This is a genomic window from Mesorhizobium tianshanense (assembly GCF_007830515.1).
In the GTDB taxonomy this organism is placed as follows: domain Bacteria; phylum Pseudomonadota; class Alphaproteobacteria; order Rhizobiales; family Rhizobiaceae; genus Mesorhizobium; species Mesorhizobium tianshanense.
On sequence record NZ_VLKT01000001.1, the window covers coordinates 95558 to 116520 of the forward strand.

General features: G+C 62.9%; 27 protein-coding genes. 13 read left to right on the forward strand and 14 right to left on the reverse strand.

Translation table 11 applies throughout. The annotated features are described in order from the left end of the window. Positions 1-130 precede the first annotated feature (130 nt). Both IQ26_RS00480 and pyk read left to right on the forward strand, forming a co-directional pair. Positions 131-577 (forward strand): DUF1036 domain-containing protein, encoded by a 447-nt coding sequence (locus tag IQ26_RS00480; protein WP_240546960.1) that lies wholly within the window; start codon positions 131-133, stop codon positions 575-577. After that, a complete protein-coding gene (gene pyk, locus IQ26_RS00485) occupies positions 574-2010 on the forward strand; it encodes a pyruvate kinase (protein WP_145711227.1) in 1437 nt (478 codons plus the stop codon). The genes IQ26_RS00480 and pyk overlap by 4 nt, the downstream gene beginning before the upstream one ends. Positions 2011-2222: 212 nt before the next feature. Here the strand turns inward: pyk and IQ26_RS40215 are convergent, their stop codons facing one another. From IQ26_RS40215 to IQ26_RS00540, 11 genes are all read right to left on the reverse strand, one after another. Continuing rightward, the gene (locus IQ26_RS40215; protein WP_145711230.1) at positions 2223-2426 is read right to left on the reverse strand and encodes a hypothetical protein; all 204 of its coding nucleotides are present in this window, start codon (positions 2424-2426) and stop codon (positions 2223-2225) included. Positions 2427-2615: 189 nt separating this feature from the next. Further along, positions 2616-3200: a tetratricopeptide repeat protein gene (locus IQ26_RS00495; RefSeq protein WP_145711232.1), complete on the reverse strand. Its 585-nt coding sequence runs from the start codon at positions 3198-3200 to the stop codon at positions 2616-2618. A gap of 156 nt (positions 3201-3356) precedes the next feature. Beyond that, entirely contained in the window at positions 3357-3482 is a 126-nt protein-coding gene (gene ykgO, locus IQ26_RS00500; RefSeq protein WP_006203764.1) for a type B 50S ribosomal protein L36, read from the reverse strand. A gap of 128 nt (positions 3483-3610) precedes the next feature. Further along, complete coding sequence (locus tag IQ26_RS00505) at positions 3611-4693, reverse strand: 5-(carboxyamino)imidazole ribonucleotide synthase (RefSeq protein ID WP_145711234.1); 1083 nt, start codon at positions 4691-4693, stop codon at positions 3611-3613. Next, positions 4690-5187 carry a 5-(carboxyamino)imidazole ribonucleotide mutase gene (purE, locus tag IQ26_RS00510; RefSeq protein WP_145711237.1) on the reverse strand — a complete coding sequence of 166 codons (498 nt, stop codon included), beginning with the start codon at positions 5185-5187 and terminating at the stop codon, positions 4690-4692. The genes IQ26_RS00505 and purE overlap by 4 nt, the downstream gene beginning before the upstream one ends. A 103-nt stretch (positions 5188-5290) precedes the next feature. Continuing rightward, a complete protein-coding gene (locus IQ26_RS00515; RefSeq protein ID WP_145711242.1) occupies positions 5291-6493 on the reverse strand; it encodes an aminotransferase class V-fold PLP-dependent enzyme in 1203 nt (400 codons plus the stop codon). Between the two features lie 25 nt (positions 6494-6518). Beyond that, positions 6519-6980: a RidA family protein gene (locus IQ26_RS00520; RefSeq protein WP_126035370.1), complete on the reverse strand. Its 462-nt coding sequence runs from the start codon at positions 6978-6980 to the stop codon at positions 6519-6521. Between the two features lie 36 nt (positions 6981-7016). Further along, positions 7017-7805, reverse strand: a complete 789-nt coding sequence (locus IQ26_RS00525) for an amino acid ABC transporter ATP-binding protein (protein ID WP_145711246.1) — start codon at positions 7803-7805, stop codon at positions 7017-7019. Positions 7806-7809: 4 nt separating this feature from the next. Next, on the reverse strand, positions 7810-8460 hold the full coding sequence (locus IQ26_RS00530) for an amino acid ABC transporter permease (protein WP_145711250.1): 651 nt from the start codon (positions 8458-8460) through the stop codon (positions 7810-7812). Position 8461: 1 nt separating this feature from the next. Further along, positions 8462-9127, reverse strand: coding sequence for an amino acid ABC transporter permease (locus IQ26_RS00535; protein ID WP_145711254.1), 666 nt, complete (start codon positions 9125-9127; stop codon positions 8462-8464). 77 nt (positions 9128-9204) lie between these two features. After that, positions 9205-10086, reverse strand: a complete 882-nt coding sequence (locus tag IQ26_RS00540; RefSeq protein WP_145711259.1) for a transporter substrate-binding domain-containing protein — start codon at positions 10084-10086, stop codon at positions 9205-9207. 123 nt (positions 10087-10209) lie between these two features. Here IQ26_RS00540 and IQ26_RS00545 point away from each other — a divergent pair, with 123 nt between their 5' ends. Next, entirely contained in the window at positions 10210-11013 is an 804-nt protein-coding gene (locus IQ26_RS00545) for an IclR family transcriptional regulator (protein ID WP_145711264.1), read from the forward strand. A 33-nt stretch (positions 11014-11046) separates the two neighbouring features. On the opposite strand, the gene IQ26_RS00550 is transcribed toward IQ26_RS00545, so the two are convergent. Then, complete coding sequence (locus IQ26_RS00550; protein ID WP_145711604.1) at positions 11047-11250, reverse strand: YdcH family protein; 204 nt, start codon at positions 11248-11250, stop codon at positions 11047-11049. Positions 11251-11489: 239 nt separating this feature from the next. Between IQ26_RS00550 and IQ26_RS00555 the strand changes: the two genes are divergently transcribed. The 4 genes from IQ26_RS00555 (at position 11490) to IQ26_RS00570 (ending at position 15028) form a co-directional block, all read left to right on the forward strand. Then, positions 11490-11669 carry a YdcH family protein gene (locus tag IQ26_RS00555; RefSeq protein ID WP_095487303.1) on the forward strand — a complete coding sequence of 60 codons (180 nt, stop codon included), beginning with the start codon at positions 11490-11492 and terminating at the stop codon, positions 11667-11669. A 420-nt stretch (positions 11670-12089) separates the two neighbouring features. Then, positions 12090-13343 (forward strand): flavodoxin-dependent (E)-4-hydroxy-3-methylbut-2-enyl-diphosphate synthase, encoded by a 1254-nt coding sequence (ispG, locus tag IQ26_RS00560; RefSeq protein WP_145711267.1) that lies wholly within the window; start codon positions 12090-12092, stop codon positions 13341-13343. A gap of 4 nt (positions 13344-13347) precedes the next feature. Then, positions 13348-14202: a lytic transglycosylase domain-containing protein gene (locus tag IQ26_RS00565; RefSeq protein WP_145711273.1), complete on the forward strand. Its 855-nt coding sequence runs from the start codon at positions 13348-13350 to the stop codon at positions 14200-14202. An 88-nt stretch (positions 14203-14290) separates the two neighbouring features. Beyond that, entirely contained in the window at positions 14291-15028 is a 738-nt protein-coding gene (locus IQ26_RS00570) for a class I SAM-dependent methyltransferase (RefSeq protein ID WP_145711278.1), read from the forward strand. Between the two features lie 35 nt (positions 15029-15063). Here the strand turns inward: IQ26_RS00570 and IQ26_RS00575 are convergent, their stop codons facing one another. Continuing rightward, entirely contained in the window at positions 15064-15981 is a 918-nt protein-coding gene (locus IQ26_RS00575; protein ID WP_145711280.1) for a polyprenyl synthetase family protein, read from the reverse strand. A gap of 78 nt (positions 15982-16059) precedes the next feature. Here IQ26_RS00575 and IQ26_RS00580 point away from each other — a divergent pair, with 78 nt between their 5' ends. From IQ26_RS00580 to IQ26_RS00590, 3 genes are all read left to right on the forward strand, one after another. Continuing rightward, entirely contained in the window at positions 16060-16830 is a 771-nt protein-coding gene (locus tag IQ26_RS00580) for a biosynthetic peptidoglycan transglycosylase (protein ID WP_145711282.1), read from the forward strand. A 138-nt stretch (positions 16831-16968) separates the two neighbouring features. Continuing rightward, positions 16969-17151 carry a 50S ribosomal protein L32 gene (rpmF, locus tag IQ26_RS00585; RefSeq protein WP_006203806.1) on the forward strand — a complete coding sequence of 61 codons (183 nt, stop codon included), beginning with the start codon at positions 16969-16971 and terminating at the stop codon, positions 17149-17151. Between the two features lie 247 nt (positions 17152-17398). Next, positions 17399-17800: a hypothetical protein gene (locus IQ26_RS00590; RefSeq protein ID WP_145711284.1), complete on the forward strand. Its 402-nt coding sequence runs from the start codon at positions 17399-17401 to the stop codon at positions 17798-17800. Positions 17801-17826: 26 nt separating this feature from the next. Here IQ26_RS00590 and IQ26_RS00595 read toward each other — a convergent pair whose 3' ends face one another. Next, the gene (locus tag IQ26_RS00595; RefSeq protein ID WP_145711286.1) at positions 17827-18258 is read right to left on the reverse strand and encodes a GlcG/HbpS family heme-binding protein; all 432 of its coding nucleotides are present in this window, start codon (positions 18256-18258) and stop codon (positions 17827-17829) included. Positions 18259-18387: 129 nt separating this feature from the next. Between IQ26_RS00595 and IQ26_RS00600 the strand changes: the two genes are divergently transcribed. The 3 genes from IQ26_RS00600 to tnpC all read left to right on the forward strand — a co-directional run bounded on the left by IQ26_RS00600 (position 18388) and on the right by tnpC (position 20766). Beyond that, on the forward strand, positions 18388-18768 hold the full coding sequence (locus IQ26_RS00600) for a transposase (RefSeq protein ID WP_240546938.1): 381 nt from the start codon (positions 18388-18390) through the stop codon (positions 18766-18768). Next, complete coding sequence (gene tnpB, locus IQ26_RS00605) at positions 18765-19109, forward strand: IS66 family insertion sequence element accessory protein TnpB (protein WP_096453731.1); 345 nt, start codon at positions 18765-18767, stop codon at positions 19107-19109. The genes IQ26_RS00600 and tnpB overlap by 4 nt, the downstream gene beginning before the upstream one ends. 73 nt (positions 19110-19182) lie before the next feature. Continuing rightward, complete coding sequence (gene tnpC / locus IQ26_RS00610) at positions 19183-20766, forward strand: IS66 family transposase (protein WP_145711288.1); 1584 nt, start codon at positions 19183-19185, stop codon at positions 20764-20766. Positions 20767-20963: the final 197 nt, after the last annotated feature.

The window sequence follows — 20963 nt, forward strand, 5'->3', positions numbered from 1 at the left end:
TTGGGCAAATGGGCGCGTTGACATGCGTCCGGACTTTTCCGAAAAGGGGCGTTGAGAGATGCAAATGTGGTTCTTGAGGGGTTTCAGGATGGGTTCCGCCGGCAGGCCGAGCGTACGCTATGCCTTCGCCATGCCGCTCCTGACCCTTGCCGTGGGCTTCGCCGCGATGGTTGCTGCCTCGCCCGCGCGCGCCGATTTCCGTGTCTGCAACGCCACGCAGAATTTGGTCGGCGTCGGCATCGGCTATCGCGCCAAGGCCGGCTGGATCACCGAAGGCTGGTGGCACATCGAAGGATCAAGCTGCAAGACGTTGATCGAAGGGCCGCTGTCATCAAGGTTTTACTATCTCTATGCAGAAGACGCGGAGCGCGGCGGGCGCTGGGACGGCCCGATCAACATGTGCGTGGCCGAAAAAGAGTTCAAGATCGCCGGCGTTGCCGATTGCGTCGCCCGGGGCTTCCAGCGCGCCGGATTCCAGGAATATGACACGGGCGAGCAGGCAAGCTGGATGGTCCAGCTGACCGACGACCCCGCAACGGGGGGCGCTCCAGCCGCCCCGGGAACAAACAGTCAATGAGACGCAGCCGCAAGGTCAAGATACTCGCCACCATCGGTCCGGCCTCCTCCTCCGAGGATATGCTGAAGAAGCTCTTCGAAGCCGGCGCCGACGTGTTTCGCATCAATATGAGCCACACCGATCATGATTTGATGCGCACACTTGTCGGTCGCATCCGCGCGGTCGAGAAAGCGGTCGGCCGGCCGATCGGCATTCTCGCCGACTTGCAGGGGCCTAAGCTGCGGGTCGGCAAATTCGCCAACGGCAAGGAGGCTCTGACACTCGGCCAGACGTTCACGCTCGACGACAATCCCGAGCCTGGCAATTCGACCAGGGTTTATCTGCCCCATCCCGAAATCCTGAGATCGGTCGAGGTCGGACACCGCCTTCTGATCGACGACGGCAAGCTCGAGCTTAAGGCGGTGAAGAGCGACGGCAAGGCGATCGTCTGCACCGTCGTCGCCGGCACCACCATCTCCGACAGGAAAGGCGTCAGCCTGCCCGACACCGACCTGCCGGTCGGCGCGCTGACCGAAAAGGACCGCAGGGACCTCGATGCGGTGCTGGCCACCGGCGTCGACTGGGTGGCGCTGTCGTTCGTGCAGCGGCCGGAGGATCTGGCGGAAGCGCGCAAGATCGCGCGCGGCCGGGCGCTCATCATGGCCAAGATCGAAAAGCCGCAAGCTGTCGCGCGGCTGGCCGAGATCATCGAACTTTCGGATGCCTTGATGGTCGCCCGCGGCGATCTCGGCGTCGAAATGCCGCTCGAAGCCGTGCCCGGCATCCAGAAGCAGATCACCCGCGCCGCGCGCCGCGCCGGCAAGCCGGTGGTGATCGCCACGCAGATGCTGGAATCGATGATCGCCGCGCCGGTGCCAACCCGCGCCGAGGTGTCGGACGTCTCGATCGCCGTGTTCGAAGGCGCCGACGCCATCATGCTCTCGGCGGAGTCCGCGGCCGGCGCCTACCCGGTCGAGGCGGTGGCGATGATGGACCGTATCGCCACCAAGGTCGAGACCGACCCGACCTATGCCGGCATCATCAATGCGCAGCGCTCGCAGCCGGAAGCGACCGGCGCCGATGCCATCTCGCTGGCCGCCCGCGAAATCGCCGAGACGCTGAAACTGTCGGCGATCATCACCTATACGGCGTCCGGCACGACCGGCCTGCGTGCCGCGCGCGAGCGACCGCAGGTGCCGATCGTCGCGTTGTCGCCGATTGTCAACACGGCGCGGCGGCTGTCGCTTTTGTGGGGCACGCATTGCGTCGTCTCGCCCGATGCCATCGACCTCGACGACATGGTCGACCGCGCCTGCCGCATTGCTTTGGACGAGGGATTCGGCAAGCCGGGCGACCGGGTCATCATCACGGCCGGCGTGCCGCTGAGGACGCCGGGCTCCACCAACATGCTGCGCATCGCCTATGTCGGATCGGAGATCCAGGCCAGCCGCTAGAGCGAGTCGCTCAAAGATGCGCAGCGATTTTTAATGCATGTCGCGCAAAAGTGTGCAGGGTTTTGCGATAACGACATGCATAAAATCAGGACTTAAAGCGCGTCACACGAATCCATTCAAACGCGACGCGCTTTAGGCCGCCCACAGGCGAATTCACCAAGCTGAAGCCTCGCCTCGATGCGGAGCGCAGCAACCTGTTGCCTGCAACCGGATCAAGAAGGTGAGGCGACGGCGAGCACGATCGAGATTATCAGCAAGAGCGGCCCCATCCATTTGAAATGTCTGGGAAGGCGTGCCAACCAGGCCTGTTGTCCGGCTTGGGATTGGTTTGGCATCTGGATGAACCCGTAGCCGACGCCCGACATCCATAGACCGGCGCAAAACATTATGAACTCGTCGATGTAAGCTGCAATCATGATTGCCCCAACCACTCTAGCCCATACAGAAACCACACATCACGCTCACCGGCAAGCAGTGCCGAGACAAGTAAAAGCGATGAGATTGGTCATTCACTGATCGGAAGATGGCTATGGCCACCGCAAGACCGACAGCAATGTTGAAATTGCCGTGGGAACGTTGCAGCCTGGGGCACTGACCCTCCGGTATCAAATCCCTTCGCCGGCGAGCTCTTCCGAAAGCGTGCCGACCTGACCCTGGGCGCTGCGCAACATCGGATAGATGCCTAGTACGCGCTGCCACGCTTCCAGCGCCGATTCCTTGTGGCCGGTTACGGCCATGATCTGCGCCAAGCCGGAAAGCGCGCCGAAATGGCGTGGTTCGAGCTGCAGCGTGCGGTCGATGTCCGACATCGATTTTCCAAAGTTCTTCATCATGAAATGCGCGGTGGCGCGCCGGTTCCATCCTTCCGCAAAGGCCGGTTGCAAGGTCACCACCTGATCAAGGAAATCGAGCGCCACGTCGAACTTCTGGTCTTCGATCGCCTTTTGCGACCATTGCATCATCAGGTCGATCGAGGCGCTGCCGGATTGCGCCCACTCGTTCGAGATGCGCGCGGCGATGCGCTCGGCGGCTTTTTCGTTGCGCTCGCGCTTCAGGTCGGCGAACAACTGGTCGAGCCTTGCCTCTCTGGTCGTGGCGACCGGAGGTGCGACCGGGTCGTCCGCTTGAGCCGGAAGCGAGGCGGAACCGAAAAGAAAAAGCGCCGCGAGAAATGCAAAAAGAATCCGCATAGCCGGAATCTAGCCCCGGACAGCGGATCGTCAAACTGAATTTAGCGTGAGAGGGCCCGGCAGGCCGGTATTAGAGCCACGCGTCCTTTTCGACGCGCAAAGGACGTCGATGCGGTAACATCATGCGAGCGCGGAGGCAGGCCCCACGCGCAAGGTTCAACCCTGGCGCGCCTTGTAGCGCGGAGCGGTCTTGTTGATGATGTAGATGCGGCCCTTGCGGCGAACCAGTTGGTTGTCGCGGTGACGCGCCTTCAGCGCCTTGAGCGAATTCTTGATCTTCATGGTCTTGCCCGTCGGTCTGGGCCCGGTCCCGGGCCGAATTATTAAGGCGCGCTCGGAAAGCGCGCCTTTCAACTTGTGCGTGGCTCATAAACGAGGAGCCTTGCCCGTGTCAACCGCAAGCATGCTTCTTAGATGAGCCGGTGACGGCTCATTCGCGTAAAATGGCCCATCTTGCGGCCGGGCCGCGCCTCGGCCTTGCCGTAGAGATGCAGCATCAGATCGGGCTCGGCGAGCAGGGCTGGGACGCACAGGATGTCGTCGCCGATCAGGTTTTCCATGACGCAGTCAAAATGGCGGCCGGGATTTCCCAGCGGCAGGCCGGCGACAGCGCGAATGTGCTGCTCGAATTGCGAGACGATGCAGGCGGCTTCCGTCCAGTGGCCGGAATTGTGAACGCGCGGCGCAATCTCATTGGCCAGCAGCGAGCCGTCGGCAAGGACAAAGAACTCGATGCCGATGACGCCGACATAGTCGAGCGCTGCAAGTATTTTTGCCGCGGCCGCCTGCGCCGAAACCGCTGTTTCGGACGTTATTCCAGCCGGCAGGGTCGAGCTGTGCAGTATGCCCTCGCGGTGGACGTTTTCTGCCGGATCGTAGGTGGCGAGCAAACCGTCTATGCCGCGCGCCGCGACCACCGAAATCTCGCGTTCGAAGGCGACTAAGGATTCGAGGATCAGCGGCACGTTGCCCATCGCCTCGCAGGTGCCGGCAAAGCCGCCCGTTTCCATGTTGCGGAAGACACGCTGGCCCTTGCCGTCATAGCCCATGCGCCGCGTTTTCAATATGCCGCTGCCACCGAATTTCTTCAGCGCCGCCGTCAGTTCGTCGTCATTGTCGACGGGACAGAAATCCGCGGTGGGGACGCCGATGCCGTTGAGGAATTTCTTCTCCGCCACCCGATCCTGCGCCACTTCCAGCGCACGCGCCGGCGGATAGACCGGGACCGTGACGGCAAGCGCGCTGGCGGCTGCGACCGGCACGTTCTCGAACTCGTAGGTGACGACCGCGCTGACCGCCGCCAGTTCGGCGAGCGCGGCCGTATCGTCATAGGCAGCGGTGATCTGCCGGTTGGCGACCTGTGCGGCTGGGCAATCCGGCTGCGGTTCCAGCACGACCGTGCGGTAGCCGAGGCGGGCCGCGGCCATGGCTAGCATGCGGCCGAGCTGGCCGCCGCCGATGATGCCGATGGTCGAGCCGGCGGGCAGGCTCATGGCGCGTCCGTGGGCTCGGCGGCGACCTTGGCGGTCTGGGCGGCGCGCCAGGCATCGAGCCGGGCAGCGAGCTTTTCGTCGGTCAGCGCCAGCACGGCGGCAGCCAGAAGGGCGGCATTGGTGGCGCCGGCCTTGCCGATGGCCAGCGTGCCGACCGGAATGCCGGCCGGCATCTGGACGATGGAGAGCAGCGAGTCCTGTCCGGAAAGTGCCTTCGATTCCACCGGCACGCCAAAAACGGGGAGCGGGGTCATCGCCGCCGTCATGCCGGGCAGGTGCGCCGCACCGCCGGCGCCGGCGATGATCACCCGAAAACCGGCCGCCTTGGCGCCCTTGGCGAAGTCATAGAGCCGGTCCGGGGTGCGGTGAGCCGAAACGATCAGCCGCCTGTGCGGGATGCCCAATGCCTCCAGCGTTTCGGCGGCGTGGCGCATCGTCGCCCAGTCGGACTGGCTGCCCATGATGATGGCGACGTCGGCGCGTTGATCGTCCAAGCTTCTGCTCCCGGCGGCAAAGGCGCGCATTAGCGGAATTCGGGGAGAGCCGCAAGGATGCGGTGCCTCTGCGCAGCATTCGGACGCACAGCGCCATCGTTGCCTAATCCGGCCAGCGCAAGACGCCGGCGGTGTCCTTGCGGGCCGACTTCATGGCGTCCGCGGGACGCTCGGCGCTGAGCACGGCGCGCATGCGCTCGGCGACGATCTCCGCCTCGCCGGGATGAAGGTTGCACGGATCGAGGAAGAAATGGCCGCGTTCGACCTCGTGGTTGCGCACGATGATCGGAGGTGAGCCCGCCGCCAGCGCCGAGGCAAGACCGGCGGCGCTGAAGCGGCTTTCCGGCCGGACGAAGACCTGCAGGCGGTTGAGCGGGTTGGCCGTCGGATCGGGGATGATCTCGGCGCCAATTCCGGCAATGCCTTGCAGTGCGTCCTTCCACAGATTGAGTGCAGCTTCCTCCCGCTGCCGGATGCCGACATGGTCACGCTTTTCCCAGGCTTCGAGTGCCGCCATGGTGCCGGCGATGCTTTCCTTGCCGATCTTCATCGCCCGCGCAACGCCACGGTTCTGGAAATAGGCGGCCCGTACCAGATCCTTGCGCCCGGTCACGATGCCGCTGGTCGGTCCTGAGAGGAATTTGTGCCCGCTATAGACGACGATGTCGGCGCCGCGTGCGAGAAAGCCACGCAGGTCGTATTCGGAGGCGGCGTCGACGATCACCGGGACGCCCCTGGCGTGGCAGATTTCGCAGAATTCCTCGAGTGAGAGCATGCCGTACTGCACCGTGTGATGCGCTACGACATAGAGGCCTGCCGCGGTGCGGTCGCGGATTGCCTCGCGTACGTGATAGTCCTGCGTCACGCTGACCGTGCCGGCCGGCACGGTGCTGGCTCCGGCAAGCCGGATCGACTGGTCGATCGGCGCGCCGTAGTTGACGATATGGCCGAGCTGGACGATGACCTCCGACTTGAGGCCTTCGGTGTCATCCGGCAGCCGCTCGATCGCGAGAAGGCTGGTGCCGGTCATCGCGCCGGCAATCGCCATCGTGATGCCGCTGGCGCAGCAAGCCGTGATGAAACCGGCCTCGCCGCCAGTGAGGCGCGCGACGATCGTGCTTGCGGCGCGTTGCAGATCGTCCATCTCCACCCATTGCGAAGCGATCTCCGACATCGCGGCGATCGCTTCCGGGACGATGATCGAGGCGCCGAGCGCCGTCATCGTGCCGGAAACATTGATGATCGGGCGAAGGCCGAGCCGTTCGCGAATTGTCGTGTTGGAGCCGTTAGCGGAATAGATCGTCATCTCTAGAGATCCCATTGGTAAGACGTCAGGCGGCGATCTCGACGACCGCCTCGATTTCGACTGTGATGTTCCCCGGCAAGGAGCCGACACCGATCGCCGAACGGGCGTGGCCGCCGATCCTATCAAAGACAGCGGCGAAAAGATCGGAGCAGCCGTTGACCACTTTCGGGTGGTCACTGAACGTCGGGATCGCATTGACGAAGCCAAGCAGCTTGACGACGCGCACGATGCGGCCGAGGTCGCCTGCCGCGGCGTGCATGACTGCCAACAGGTTCAAACCGGTGAGACGGGCATGCTCATAGGCTTCCTCCACCGTGATGTCCTCGCCCACCTTGCCGGTGCAAAGCGTGCCATCGGCGCGCAACGGCCCCTGTCCGGAGAGGAAGATCAGCCGTCCGCTCTCGGCGTGGGTGACGAAATTGGCGATGGGCGTCGGCGGCTCGGGCAGCGTCAGGCCCAATTCGGCGAGCCGGATGTAAGGCGTCATGAAAAAGCTCCTTGCGACGGCTTTCGCCGTCTGATGTCAGAAATGCGAGGCGCGAAACCGCGCCAGGAAGCTGCGAAGACGCTCGTTGTCGATCTCCGCGCCCAGAATCTCGGCAGGCGGCCCTGCGGCGCTGACGCCGCCATCCGCCATGAAGACGATGCGGCTCGAGGCGTCGCGCGCAAAGGCCATTTCATGCGTGACCATCACCATCGTCATGCCGTCCTCGGCCAGGCTGCGCACGACTTCGAGCACCTCGCCGACGAGTTCCGGATCGAGCGCGGAGGTGATCTCGTCGAGAAGCAGGATTTTCGGCTCCATCGCCACCGCGCGGGCGATGCCGACGCGCTGCTGCTGGCCGCCGGAAAGCTCGGCCGGCAGGCTGTCCGCCTTATGGGCGAGGCCGACCCTGCCTAGCCAGTGCTCGGCAATCTGGCGAGCCTCGGCGCTGCTCTTGCCGCGCACCTTGCGCAGGCCAAGCATGATGTTGCCGGCCGCTGTCAGATGCGGGAACAGGTTGAAACTCTGGAACACCATTCCGGTCTCGGCCCGCATCGCCGCCAGGTCGCGCTCGCTGCGACGCTGGCGTGTTCCCGTCTCGCGGAAGCCGACCTCCTTGCCGTCGATGCGGATGGAGCCGCTGTCGTAGCTCTCCAGGAAGTTGACGCAGCGCAGCAGTGTGGTCTTGCCGCTGCCGGAAGGCCCGATGACCGTCACGACTTCGCCACGTGTCACCTGCAGGCTGACGGAACGCAGGACCTCAACGGACCCAAAGGATTTGGAAACCTCAGAGACATCGAGAAGTGCCGGATTGGCGTGCGTGGACATCTTGCTATTCCCGGATGAAGGAGAAGCGTCGCTCCAGCCGCCGGCTGGCGAGCGAGAGGGCGTAGTTGACGGCGAAGTAGATGACCGCGCCGAGGATGTAGAGCGGCATCGCCTCGTAGGTGCGGCCGATGACCTGGTTTATGGCATGCATCAGATCGGTGATGCCGAGCAGCGAGACTAGCGCGCTGCCCTTTACCGCATCGGTGACGCCATTGATCCATGGGGGCAGGAAGCGCCTGAACGCTTGCGGGAAGATCACGTAGGCCAGTCGCTGGCGAAAGGTCAGCCCAATCGCCATCGACGCTTCGGACTGCCCCTTTGGTATGGAACCGACCGCGCCACGCAGATATTCGATGACCTGCGCCGTCTTGAACAGGGTGAGCGCCAGCACGGCTGCCCAGAAGGATTCCAGGTGGATGCCGACGGCAGGCAGGCCGTAATAGACGAAGAAGATGAGCACCAGGATCGGGATGCCGCGTATGGTGTCGCTGAAAATGCGCACCACCCAGCGCAGCGGAGCCGGACCGTAGACAAGGCCGACGCCCATCATTACACCGGCGACGAGCGACAACGCCACGACCAGCAGCGACACCCACAGGGTCACGGCAAAACCCTGGGCCAGGAAGGGCAAGGCATAGGCGATCTGGCCAAGCATCCTAGTGCGCCACCCTGAACCGGCGCTCGACAAGCCGAAGCGCATAGAGAAGGGCGTAGCCCGTGAAGAGGTACATCGCCGTCACGACAAGGTAGACCTCCACGATCCGGAACGTGTTGAAGTTGATCCATTGGGCGCCGTAGGTGAGCTCGGGCACCGAAATGACCGAGGCGACGGACGTGTCCTTGAAGAGCGATATGAACGTGTTGGAAAGCGCGGGCAGCGTTATCCGCAGCATCGTCGGCAGGCGCACATGGAGCAGTCGCTGCCAAGGCGTCAGGCCGATCGCCTTGCCGGCGTCGATCTGTCCGCGCGGAACCGCTTCGAGGCCGGAGCGAAACACCTCGACCAGATACGCGCCGCTATAGAGCGACAGCGTCGCGACGAACGACGTCTGGGCGCTGTAGGCGACGTCGATCACCGTCGGCAGGCCGTAGAAGACCAGATAGACGAGCAGGATCAGCGGCACGTTGCGGATGAACTCGACATAGCCCGCGATGACGGTCCGGACCACGCGCCCGGCCGAAACGTACCAGACCGCCAGAAGCAGCCCGATGACGATGCCGATGGCTATCGAGATCACCGCGAGCTCGAGGCTGAGCAGCAGTCCGCCCCAGAGCTTGTCGAAATTTCGCCAGATCAGGTTGAAGTTGAGAGTATAGCCCATGCGTCTCCCTCAATATCGACGGCCGTCGAGGAGAAGGTGGCGGAAGGACGCCGGACGCTTTCCTTCCGCCGACTGGATCAGATGGTCGGAAAACCAGGATGCCGCGCCGGTGGCTCCATCCCGAAATAGTCCTTGAACGCTGCATCGTAGAGCGCGGTTTCGTGACCGAACATGGCGATGGTGAAGGTCGAGTTGACGAAGGTCAGCCAGTCGAGATCGCCTTGCCGGAGTGCTGCGCCGTAGAGCATGCTGTACCAGCTCTTGCCGGCGTCGAAGTAGCGATCCGGATTGCGCGACGCGAGCCAGCGCACCGTGGAAAGATCGACGGCGGCGGCGTCGACGCGTTTCGATTCCAGCGCCTGCAAGACGTTTGCCTGCGTATCTATCTGCATCACCTGCGCCTCCGGCAGGACGACGTGCACCGATGCCTCGGCATCGACATTCTGCAGGATGGAAATTCGCGTCGCGGAACCTCCCGCAAGCAGCTTGTCGAAGGTCTTGTTTTCCGCATCCGGACGGGTCAGCAATGCGATGCCTTCGACGTAATAGGGCCGGGAGAAATTGATCAGCTGCGAGCGCTGGGCGCTCATGGTCATGAACTGTATCGAAATGTCGACCTTGTTGGTGGTCACGTTCGGAATGCGCTGTGCCGGATCCTGCATGACGAAATCGACCATGGTCGGATCGTCGAAAAGCCCCTTGGCAAGAATGCGGCCCATGGTGATGTCCATACCGACGAGTTCGCCGGCATCGTTCTCGAAGTGCCAGGGCGCGTTGGTGCTGCCGGTGCCGACGATCAGCTTGCCGCGATCGAGAACAGTGCGCAGGAGACTGTCCGGCGCCGCCTGCGCCGCCGCCTTCTGAACATCGACCGCTGCTGCTGCGCCCATCACTCCGGCCGTTGCAAGCCCGGCCATTCCCAGTTTCAGAAATTCACGCCTTTTGGATGTGTCGTTCACGGCGACCTCCTTTTCGTGTTGAGTTCCCCTTTGCCGATACATGCATCAATGATCTGCTGGATTGTCTCTTACAAAAGACACATGTATCCTGTACAAGACAGATACTAACATCGGGAATCAACAATGCAAGATGGCAATGCCTTGGCGGCTCGGCCGGATATCGGTCCGGACGAGGACAAGATTTCGGTCTCTCGCGAGAAGGGTCTCAACCGTGTGCTCCATATTCTGGAGTTTCTGCACACGACCCAGCGCGCGGTCGGCATTGGCGACCTTGCAAAGGGCGTGAATGCGCCCCGTTCGACGACCTACACGCTGGTGCGCGAACTCGTGGATGCGGGCCTGCTGGAAATGGCCGGCGACGGCAATCGGGTCTATTTCGGCAAGAAGCTCTATCTCTACGGAATGGACTATGTGCGCGGCAACGACCTGCTCAGGAGAGGCCGCCAGGAGGTCGACAATCTGTCGCGCGAGACAGGCGAGACTTCTGAACTGTGCATGCTGCAAAGCGGCCGCTACACAATTGTCCATTCAAGTCCGGGCACCAGGCCGTTCCGGATCAGCTCGGCCACAGGTCTGCAGATACCGCTTCCCTGGACCGCTTCCGGACGGTTGCTTCTCGCCGGGTTCGAAAGGACCGTGATCGAGGACATGGTGTCTGAGGACGATCTCGTCCTGCCGGACGGCCGCAGATTGCTGCTCGACGACTTCATAGCCGATATCGCCATGGCCGGGGCCGCCGGCTATTGCGTGACCTCGGGTCTTGTCGACGCCTATACGAAATGCCTTGCCGCGCCGGTCTTTTCAGCGCCGGGCAAGGTCGAGGCGACGATGTGCCTGGTGGTTCCCATCGACACCTCCGAGGAGAAGACAGTCGATCTCATCGCCCTGCTGCGCGAACGCGCCGCGAGGCTTTCGATCGCGGGATGAGCGGTTCTTGCCGAGACGGCAAGTGGGGTTTGCTCACGCGATGATGTCGGGAATGATCCGGTCTTCCAGCGCCATCAGCCGGTCTTTCAGGAAAAGCTTCTTCTTCTTCATGCGCTGGATCTGCAGAGGGTCGCAGTTCACGGCGATCATTGCATTGATGGCCGCGTCGAAATCGGCGTGCTCTTGCTTCAGCCGGGAATATTCGAGGCGGATATCAGCCTGTTCCTGTTCGGACATCATCTACCGTCTGCACGTCTGCGGCGCCCAAAAATGGGCCTGATTGGGCGAGGCCGGCGGTATCTTGCACCGGCGCGCAGCCAATATCACATTTCGTATTGTCGTGGAATGCTACCACGCAGCATTCGACATCGATGCCCGATGGTGGCACACTGTCATTATGCCGTCACAGAAGCGAGCCTGCGGTGGATGCGCCTTGACGGCTGCAATCGAGGAAACCATGAAAGGGAGAACCAATCATGTCTCTTGCATCCCATCTTGATGAGCTGCAGCGGAAACACGGCGACATCGAACGCGAAATCGATGATGCGATGAATCATCCATCGGTCGACGACCTCGAAATCGTGAATCTCAAGCGGCGCAAGCTGGCACTCAAGGACGAGATTGAAAAACTGAAGGCGAAACCGACCACGCACTGACGCCCTTATACAGCTATACAGTGCCGCGCGTCCTTGGACACGCAAAGGATGCTGATTTGGCGCATGATTCCAGCGAAAATCGATTCCGATTTTCGAGGTCATGCGCGGGATAGCTGCGCCGCTTTCGGCGCGCGATCGTCTTTCCGGTGGCAACCATGCCGCCGGAAGGTTTATTATTTTGCTCCGGCGACATGGACAGGATGGATGGTTTGCCGCCGTCTTTCTGTTATTGATTTGATAGGCCTGCCTTCCTGTCGCCATTGACAAGCCATCTTTGCTCCTCCACCTCATGCCCGGACCTTCTACAGCGACCTTTCGGACGCGCAAAAGACGCTGTAGCATTTTGATTTTGCGCATGATCCCTTGCGAAGACCGATTCCGGCGGCCTTCGGGCCCATGCGCTAACAAAAGGCAGCCGGCATGACCGGATATTTTTCCTCTCCCTTCCCGCGCCGCACGTCGGTCGGCGTCGATGTCGGCGGCGTGACGGTCGGCGGGGGTGCCCCGGTCGTCGTCCAGTCGATGACCAACACCGACACCGCCGATGTCGACCAGACGGTCGCCCAGGTTGCGGCGCTGCATCGCGCCGGTTCCGAGATCGTGCGCATCACCGTCGACCGTGACGAGAGTGCTGCCGCCGTGCCCGCCATCCGTGAGCGGCTCGAACGGCTCGGCGTCAGCGTGCCGCTGGTCGGCGATTTCCACTATATCGGCCACAAGCTGCTCGCCGACCATCCGGCCTGCGCCGAGGCGCTGGCCAAATACCGCATCAATCCCGGCAATGTCGGCTTCAAAGACAAGAAGGACCGGCAGTTCGCGGCGATCGTCGAGATGGCGATCCGGTACGACAAGCCGGTGCGCATCGGCGTCAACTGGGGGTCGCTCGACCAGGAGCTTCTGACCCGGCTGATGGACGACAACCAGCGCCAAGGCTTTCCGCTGACCGCGCAGGAAGTGACCCGCGAGGCGATCGTGCAATCGGCGATCCTTTCGGCTGAACTGGCCGAGGAGATCGGCCTTGGCCGCGAGAAGATCATCCTGTCGGCCAAGGTCAGCGGCGTGCAGGACCTGATCGCGGTCTATACCGAGCTTGCCACCCGCTCCAACCACGCGCTGCATCTTGGTCTCACCGAGGCCGGCATGGGTTCCAAGGGCATCGTCGCCTCGTCCGCGGCGATGGGCATCCTGCTCCAGCAAGGCATTGGCGACACGATCCGCATCTCGCTGACACCGGAGCCGAATGGCGACCGCACCCGTGAGGTGCAAGTGTCGCAAGAACTCCTGCAGACCATGGGGTTCCGGCAGTTCGTGCCGATCGTCGCCGCCTGCCCCGGCTGCGGCCGCACGACTTCGACGGTGTTCCAGGAACTCGCCCAGAACATCCAGGCGGATCTGCGCAAGAACATGCCGGTGTGGCGTGAAAAATATCCCGGCGTCGAGAACCTCAAGGTCGCGGTGATGGGCTGCATCGTCAACGGCCCGGGCGAATCCAAGCACGCCGACATCGGCATTTCGCTGCCTGGCACCGGCGAGATGCCAACAGCGCCGGTGTTCGTCGACGGCAAGAAGGCGGCGACGCTGCGCGGCCCTTCGATTGCCGCCGACTTCGAGAAGATGGTCGCCGACTATATCGAGCAGCGGTTTGGACAACACGGCAGGGCCGCGGCGGAGTAGGTCAATGCGGCGCTTCCCCTGGGCGACGCTGGTTCTGTTTTGTGGGCTGGGCTGGGCGACAACCGTCCAGGCCGATCCGCCGCGCCCCGCCAAGCAGAGGCTGCTCGACCGGGTTTGCAACCTGATCGAGGCTCATGCAGACCAAAACGGCCTGCCCAAGGATTTTTTTGCCAGGCTGATCTGGAAGGAAAGCCGCTTCGATCCCAATGCGGTCAGTCCGGTCGGCGCCGAAGGCATAGCCCAGTTCATGCCGGGCACAGCGAAGATGCGCGGTCTCGCCAATTCCTTCGATATCCAGCAGGCCATCCCGGCCTCGGCAAAATATCTCGCTGAAATGAAAACCGGCTTCGGCAATCTCGGCCTGGCCGCCGCCGCCTACAATGCCGGCGAAAGCCGGGTGTCGCGCTGGCTGAGTTCCGGTGGCTTCCTGCCGATGGAGACCGAAAATTACGTCCTGGACATCATGGGCGAGCCGGCCGACAGGTTTACAGACGCCACCTATGCCGGCACTATCCAGCCGCTCGACAAGAAAGCGAACTTCGCAGTCTCCTGCCGCAAGCTGCCGACGATCATGTCCAGAACCGTGGCCATGGCGTCGATCAACGTCAAGCCATGGGGCGTGCAGGTCGCCGGCAATTTCCGCCGCGCTGCCGCGCTCAATCAATGGAGCGGTGTAAAGCGCCGGTTTCCGGTCTTGCTTAACGGCCATGATCCGGTGGTCAGCCGGGTGCGCACGCCGATCGGCAGGCGTGGCATCTATGCGGTCCGGATTGGCGCCGACTCCAAAGCTAAGGCCGACAATATCTGCCAGAAACTGCAAAGCGTCGGCGGCGCATGCATTGTGGTGCGGAATCGGTGATGGATACCGACCGATTTGCCCGACAAACCGTCGAAACTGCGCTTTGACTCCACGAATTCTGCTCCACGGCTCCAGCTATAGGCCTACCATGACCGACCATCTCTACAGCGATCCCGACCTCGTCCAGTTCTACGATATCGAGAACGAAGCCGGCGTGGACTTCGACTATTGCGTCGGCTTTGCCAAGGATGTCGGCTCGGTTCTCGATCTCGGCTGCGGCACGGGGCAACTGGCCGCCGCGCTCGCCGACCGGCGCAGCGTGACCGGCGTCGATCCGGCGCCGGCGATGCTCGATATCGCGCGCTGCAGAGCCGGCGGGCAAAGGGTCGACTGGGTCGAGGCCGATGCGCGAAACGTCCGGCTCGGACGACGTTTCGATCTGGTGCTTTTGACCGGCCACGCCTTCCAGGTGTTTCTGACGCCAGAGGATCGAGAGGCGGTGCTTGCCACGATCGCTGCTCATCTGGCTCCCGATGGGCGCTTCATCTTCGACACGCGAAATCCAGCCACGGAGGAATGGCTCGAGTGGACGCCGGAACGGTCGCAACGGGAACTGGGTCATCCCGGATTGGGCACTGTGAGAGCATGGAACGATTTCCGGCGCGATCCCGCCACCGGTGTCGTCATCTACTCGACCCATTACGAAATCCCCGACAGCGGGAGGGTGCTCAGCGCCGAATCGAAAATTGCCTTCCCGGCAAAGGAAAGCCTTGCGCAGATGCTGGACGAGACCGGTCTGGTCGTCGAAGAATGGCTCGGCAGTTGGCAGGGCGAGCCATATATCGAGACATCGCCGGAAATCATCCCGATTGGCCGGTTGCGCTAGCTAGTGACGCCGTGACTATCCGTCGCGGCCGTCCGTCAGCTGGTGCGGGCCGCCACGAATTTCGCAGCTTCCTTCAGAAGTACGGCGGCTTCACCATAGGGATCGAGCAGCGCGTGGGCCTGGCCGACGAGGCCTTGAAGCTGGTCCCGCGCCCAGTTCGCGCCGTGCAGCGCCACCAGCGTCGCCTTGCCGGCGGCTGCATCCTTGCCTGTCGCCTTGCCCATCTGGTGCGCGTCCGCCGTCAGGTCGAGCAAATCGTCGGCGAGTTGAAAGGCAAGCCCGATCGCCGAACCGAACTCGGCCAGTCTTTCACGATCGGCCGCCGGCGCGCCGGCAAGGATTGCGCCCGCCTCGCAGGCGAAGCGGATCAGCGCGCCGGTCTTCATCGCCTGAAGCCTGATGATGCCGGCTTCGTCCGGCCTGATACGCTCGGCTTCGAGGTCGAGCATCTGGCCGCCGACCATGCCGCCGGCCCCGGCGGCGCGGGCCAGCGCCAGTATCAGCGCCGCCCGTCGCTCGCCCGGCAGCATCGTCGCTTCGTCGGCAACAATATCGAAGGCAAGCGCCAGCAAGGCGTCGCCGGCCAGGATGGCGGTCGCCTCGTCGAAGGCCTTGTGCACGGTCGGCTGGCCACGGCGCAAATCATCGTCGTCCATGGCCGGCAGATCGTCATGGATCAGCGAATAGCAATGCACGCATTCGAGCGCCGCCGCCACGCGCAGCGCCGCCTCGCCGTCGGCGGAAAACAGCGCGGCACTTTCCATGACCAGGAAGGGGCGCAGGCGCTTGCCGCCGTTCAGCACGCCATGGCGCATCGCCGCCATCAGGCGTTGCGGCCGCGCGATCTCGCCTGAAAGCGGGCGGTCGTCGAGGAGCCGCCTGAGCAGCGCCTCGAGCGGACCTGCGCGCTCGACAAGCGCTGCCTCGAATGGCATTTGATCGTCTTTCATCATGCCCGGGACGGGTAGCCGACACTCAGACGTTGCGCAAGAAGCCAAGCGCCATTATGCCGGGGCAGGGAGCAGCATGGATTGGGCGGCTTGGCGGAACCGATCGTCGATCACGAAACCGAAGGGCTGGATATGGTGAGGCCGAAACGCGGCAGCCGCATCGGTCTCAAACGCCGGCCCCGGCGCTGGGTCCGGCGCGGTATCTCCGTCGCCGTCGTGCTGGCGCTGATACCGGCGGTGCTGACCTTCCTGTATCTGCCGCCATTCGTGCATCCGATATCGACACTGATGCTGAAGGATCTGGCGACGTTTTCCGGCTACGACCGGCGCTGGGTTTCGATCGACGATGTGGCGCCGGCGCTGGCGCATTCGGTCATCATGTCGGAGGATGGGCAGTTCTGTTTCCACCGCGGCATCGATCTTGGCGAGTTGAGGGGCGTCGTCGACGACGCATTGGCCGGCGAGATGACGCGCGGCGCCTCGACCATCACCATGCAGACGGTGAAGAACCTCTACCTCTGGTCGCGGCCGCTGGGCTCGGTCCGGAAAGTCGTCGAGCTGCCGCTGGCCGTCTATTTCGACGCGGTGATGTCGAAACGGCGCATCATGGAGATCTATCTCAACATTGCCGAATGGGGCCCGGGCATCTATGGCATCGAGGCCGCCGCCCAGCACCATTTCGGGGTTTCGGCAAAACGGCTGTCGCGACGCCAGGCGGCGCTGCTTGCCGTCACCTTGCCGAACCCAATCGCCCGCAACCCGGCGAAGCCCGGACCGGGGCTGAGACGTCTGGCCGCGCTGATCGAGCGGCGCGCAGGCCGGTCCGGCGCCTATGTCGGCTGTCTGCGGTAGCTTAAAAAAAATCGTGACGGCGCTGGCCAAAACGGCACAGGGCGTGTATAGGCACCCGACTTTCTCAGATTCCGGCCCCTGACGCGGCCCTTTCACGAGGGCAGCCGGGGCATTTTGACCATGTAGTGGAGCATATCCATGGCCGTACCGAAACGAAAAACCTCCCCGTCGAAGCGCGGCATGCGCCGTTCGGCCGACGCGCTGAAGGCCCCGACCTATGTCGAGGACAAGAATTCCGGCGAGATGCGCCGCCCTCACCATATCGACCTGAAGACCGGCATGTATCGCGGTCGCCAGGTTCTGGAGCCGAAGGAAAGCTGAGAGACGCTTTCGACGGTTTTGTGACTCCCGAAGGACCGGCCATTGCGCCGGTCCTTTTGCATTGTGCGCAGGTGATCGCATACCGAACCAGTTTCAGACATCCCTGCAGCCGTATCGGATGGCAGCCGGGGCCGGCTGACATGGTTATTTCGTACGGTCTTTGTCCGTGTTCGCGGTCACGTACGAAACTTCTTGACGGCAAACGCCGGGCGCATACTAGAGAAGGCTGTCCAACCGGAGACGTCAGATGTTCGGTGCCATTCCGCTGCTGATCGTGCCTTTCGTCCTCTACAATCTCGGGCTTCTGGGAATATTCGGCAGTGGCGACGATCCCTGGGCAATCCAGATGTTATCGATCCGCATGATGTCGGGCGGGGTGTTCTCGATGACGCTCGGCGATCTGATCGTGCTGATCGGGCTGCTCCTCTTCTTCGTCGAAATCGTGAAATCGACACGCACGTCGAGCGCTTCGATCATGGACCACCTGTTGTCGACCTTCGTCTTCGTGGCGTTCCTGGTCGAGTTTCTGCTGGTGAAGGGCGCGGCGCACTCGGTCTTCTTCACGCTGATGGTCATCGCACTGGTCGACGTCCTGGCCGGCTTCTCGGTTTCGATGCGAGCGGCCACCCGTGACATAAACATGAACTAGAGGCTTGATGAATTAAAGGCTTGGCCTCAGCCTGGATCGGCGGTGAAACCAGCCGCTTCGATGCCGGCGATGGCGGCTGCCTCATCATTGTCCGATGTATCGCCGGAAATGCCGACGGCGCCGATGATGGCGCCGGCCTTATCGCGGATCAGCACGCCGCCAACGACGGGCAGGATGCGTCCGCCCGACACGTCGGAGACGCCAGCGATAAGATGCGGACGTTCCTTGGCGAAGGCTTCGACGCGGCGCGAGCCCATGCCGATGGCAAGCGCGCCATAGGCTTTGCCGGCCGACATTTGCGGGCGCAGGAACGAGGCGCCATCCTGGCGCTGGAACGCGACCAGATGGGCGCCCGCGTCGAGGACCGAGACGCCAAGCGGCCTGAGCTCGAGCTCGGCGCCTTTGGCGAAAGCGGCGCCGATGATCTCAATAGCTTTGTCGAGCGTCAGTGCGGTCATGGCAGTCTCCTGTTGAAAGTAAGCGCCAAGCTGACCCCATCTGGCGCGGCTTGAGGTGATGAGCGAGAGATAGTGACACTGAAGCAAGGAGCCGAGGAGCTTGCAGTGTCAATTTCTATGTCTGCGCCTATGCCTGATGATAGAAGTTTCCATGTTCTTGAGGCGGTCCCGAACCGGCTGGAGGCAAGCCCGCAGCGTCCGCGGCGGCGCTGGTCGGCGGAAGCGAAGTCGCGGCTGATCGAGGCGACACTGAAGCCGGGCGCGAATGTATCGGCCATTGCCAGACAAGCGGGGATGGCGCCCGCCCAGCTGTTCGGCTGGCGGAGCAAGGCGATCAAGAGCGGTGCGGTCACGCCGCAGCGAGATGCGGATCGGCTTGGCTTTGTCGAGGTCACCCAAGCGGCGTCTTCGACAGTGGAGATCTGTTTGGGCGATGTGGTCATTCGGGCCGGCGCCGACGTCGGCCAGGATCATTTGGCCAGGATTATCCGCGCGGTTCGCCAGGCATGATCCCGGCCGGCGTGAAGGTGTTGGTCGCCAGTCATCCCGTCGATTTTAGAAAAGGTCCCGACGGCCTTCTGGCTCTAGTGCGCGATGCCGGCTCGGATCCGTTCAACGGCGCGCTTTATGTCTTCCGCGCCAAAAGAGCGGACAGGATCAAGATCGTCTGGTGGGACGGTAGCGGCGTGTGTCTTTATGCCAAGCGACTGGACGACGCGAAGTTCTGCTGGCCGCGGATCGGCCACCACCGGGTCCAGCTCAATCATGCCCAGCTCATGGCTCTGGTTGACGGAATGGATTGGAAACGGGTTCGGACGGAGACCGTCAGGCGGCCGCAATCGGTTGGGTAAAACCCTGCGGCATGATGAATCAGGGAGCTGAAAAAGCGGGAAAACTGGCCGCGAATATGCTCTGATTTTGGCCATGTCGGCACCCGATCTTGCGCTCCCGGACGACGTTGACGCGCTCAAGGCGATGGTTATTGCCATGGCCGAAAAGGCCGCCCTTCTGGAGGAGCGCAACGTCCATCTCGAGCTGGTCAACAAGAGCGCCGATGAGCGGATCGCACGACTGACGGCGGTCGTGAAGATGCTGGAGCGGGCGCGCTTCGGCAGCCGCTCCGAAAGGTTGCGGACCGGCGCGCTGAGCGAGGAACAGTATGCGCTGGTGTTCGATGAGATCGAAACCGGCGTGGCGGCCATCGAAGCGCAGATGGAGAAGTCTGCGGGCGGCTCGAAAGCGAAGCGCGCTCCGCGTCCTCGCAAAGGCTTTGCGGCCCATCTCGAACGGGTCGAGGTGGTTGTCGAGCCCGAAACGCCTGCCGGCTGCGAAGCGCTGGAAAAGATCCTGATCGGCGAGGACGTCTCCGAACGGCTCGATGTCACCCCGGCCAAGTTCCGGGTGATCGTCACGCGTCGCCCCAAATATGCCTACAAGGGCTGGGACGGCGTCATCCAGGCAGCCGCACCCGCCCGCATCATCGAAAGCGGCATTCCGACCGAAGCGCTGCTGGCGCAGATCGCGGTGTCGAAATACGCCGATGGCCTGCCGCTCTACCGCCAGGAAGCGATCTATGCCCGCGACCAGGTCGAGATCGACCGGTCACAGATGGCGCAGTGGATGGGCAAGGTCGGCTTCGAGCTCGAGCCGCTCGCCGATTACGCACTGACCCGCATCAAGCAGGGTGAGCGGGTCTTTGCCGATGAGACCACGCTGCCAACGCTGGCCCCGGGATCGGGCAAGGCCAAGACGGCCTATTTGTGGACTTATGTCCGCGACGACCGGCCGTTCGGGGGCAGCGGACCGCCCATCGTCGCCTACCGCTTCGAGGACAGTCGCGCCGGCGAATGCGTCGCCCGCCATCTGGAAGGCTATTGCGGCATCCTGCAGGTTGATGGCTATGCCGCCTATAACCGGCTGGCCAAGCCCGATCGGGCCAACGACGGCATGACGCTGGCCGGATGTTGGAGCCACGTGCGGCGCAAGTTCTACGAACTGCATGTCGCAGGCTCGTCCGTCATCGCCTCGCAGACGGTGGCGCAGATGGCCCCGCTCTGGGCGACTGAGGAAACCGTCCGCAGCAAGGATGCAGCAGCCCGGATGGAAGCCCGCCAGGACAAATCGGCTTCGGTTGTCGCCGCGCTCTTTGCCCGGTGGGAAAAGGAACTGCCCAGGCTATCGGGCAAGTCGAAGCTTGCCGAGGCGATCCGCTACGCGCTCGGCCGCCGCGCTGCGCTCGAACGCTTCCTTGCCGACGGCCGCATCGAGCTGGACTCCAACACGGTCGAACGTGCGATCAGGCCTCAAACAATTACGAGAAAGAACTCGTTGTTCGCCGGCAGTGACGGTGGTGGACGGACATGGGCCACCATAGCCACGCTTCTGGCCACCGCCAAAATGAACAATATCGATCCGCATGCCTGGCTCACCCAAACCCTCGAGCGCATCGCCAATGGCTGGCCAAACAGCGACATCGAGGCGCTCATGCCTTGGAACTACCAGCGCTAAACGGCATCAGCTACGCGCTAACTGTTGAAACGTGATTCATTGATCCGGGACGACAGATACAAAATCCCGGTTTCGGTTGAAATTGCTTCGCGTGAAATGGCGAAATGGCAGCGCCGCTGACGGCACTGTCCTGATATGGCGCTGCCATCCGGACGCTTCCAGACCCGTTGTCGAGGATCAGAGCGCCGCGCGTCCCG

Bases quoted from the DNA above. Each gene is read 5' to 3' on its own strand.
- IQ26_RS00555 (WP_095487303.1), top strand. From the start codon at position 11,490: ATGTCTCTTGCATCCCATCTTGATGAGCTGCAGCGGAAACACGGCGAC.
- IQ26_RS00505 (WP_145711234.1), bottom strand. From the start codon at position 4,693: ATGAGCCTGCCCGCCGGCTCGACCATCGGCATCATCGGCGGCGGCCAG.
- IQ26_RS00545 (WP_145711264.1), top strand. From the start codon at position 10,210: ATGCAAGATGGCAATGCCTTGGCGGCTCGGCCGGATATCGGTCCGGAC.
- IQ26_RS00530 (WP_145711250.1), bottom strand. From the start codon at position 8,460: ATGCTTGGCCAGATCGCCTATGCCTTGCCCTTCCTGGCCCAGGGTTTT.
- IQ26_RS00535 (WP_145711254.1), bottom strand. From the start codon at position 9,127: ATGGGCTATACTCTCAACTTCAACCTGATCTGGCGAAATTTCGACAAG.
- IQ26_RS00600 (WP_240546938.1), top strand. From the start codon at position 18,388: ATGCCTGATGATAGAAGTTTCCATGTTCTTGAGGCGGTCCCGAACCGG.
- IQ26_RS40215 (WP_145711230.1), bottom strand. From the start codon at position 2,426: ATGATTGCAGCTTACATCGACGAGTTCATAATGTTTTGCGCCGGTCTA.
- IQ26_RS00525 (WP_145711246.1), bottom strand. From the start codon at position 7,805: ATGTCCACGCACGCCAATCCGGCACTTCTCGATGTCTCTGAGGTTTCC.
- tnpB (WP_096453731.1), top strand. From the start codon at position 18,765: ATGATCCCGGCCGGCGTGAAGGTGTTGGTCGCCAGTCATCCCGTCGAT.
- rpmF (WP_006203806.1), top strand. From the start codon at position 16,969: ATGGCCGTACCGAAACGAAAAACCTCCCCGTCGAAGCGCGGCATGCGC.
- ykgO (WP_006203764.1), bottom strand. From the start codon at position 3,482: ATGAAGATCAAGAATTCGCTCAAGGCGCTGAAGGCGCGTCACCGCGAC.
- IQ26_RS00480 (WP_240546960.1), top strand. From the start codon at position 131: ATGCCGCTCCTGACCCTTGCCGTGGGCTTCGCCGCGATGGTTGCTGCC.
- IQ26_RS00495 (WP_145711232.1), bottom strand. From the start codon at position 3,200: ATGCGGATTCTTTTTGCATTTCTCGCGGCGCTTTTTCTTTTCGGTTCC.
- pyk (WP_145711227.1), top strand. From the start codon at position 574: ATGAGACGCAGCCGCAAGGTCAAGATACTCGCCACCATCGGTCCGGCC.
- IQ26_RS00550 (WP_145711604.1), bottom strand. From the start codon at position 11,250: ATGTCCGAACAGGAACAGGCTGATATCCGCCTCGAATATTCCCGGCTG.
- IQ26_RS00595 (WP_145711286.1), bottom strand. From the start codon at position 18,258: ATGACCGCACTGACGCTCGACAAAGCTATTGAGATCATCGGCGCCGCT.
- tnpC (WP_145711288.1), top strand. From the start codon at position 19,183: ATGTCGGCACCCGATCTTGCGCTCCCGGACGACGTTGACGCGCTCAAG.
- IQ26_RS00590 (WP_145711284.1), top strand. From the start codon at position 17,399: ATGTTCGGTGCCATTCCGCTGCTGATCGTGCCTTTCGTCCTCTACAAT.
- IQ26_RS00575 (WP_145711280.1), bottom strand. From the start codon at position 15,981: ATGATGAAAGACGATCAAATGCCATTCGAGGCAGCGCTTGTCGAGCGC.
- IQ26_RS00515 (WP_145711242.1), bottom strand. From the start codon at position 6,493: ATGACGATCTATTCCGCTAACGGCTCCAACACGACAATTCGCGAACGG.
- IQ26_RS00565 (WP_145711273.1), top strand. From the start codon at position 13,348: ATGCGGCGCTTCCCCTGGGCGACGCTGGTTCTGTTTTGTGGGCTGGGC.
- IQ26_RS00570 (WP_145711278.1), top strand. From the start codon at position 14,291: ATGACCGACCATCTCTACAGCGATCCCGACCTCGTCCAGTTCTACGAT.
- ispG (WP_145711267.1), top strand. From the start codon at position 12,090: ATGACCGGATATTTTTCCTCTCCCTTCCCGCGCCGCACGTCGGTCGGC.
- IQ26_RS00520 (WP_126035370.1), bottom strand. From the start codon at position 6,980: ATGACGCCTTACATCCGGCTCGCCGAATTGGGCCTGACGCTGCCCGAG.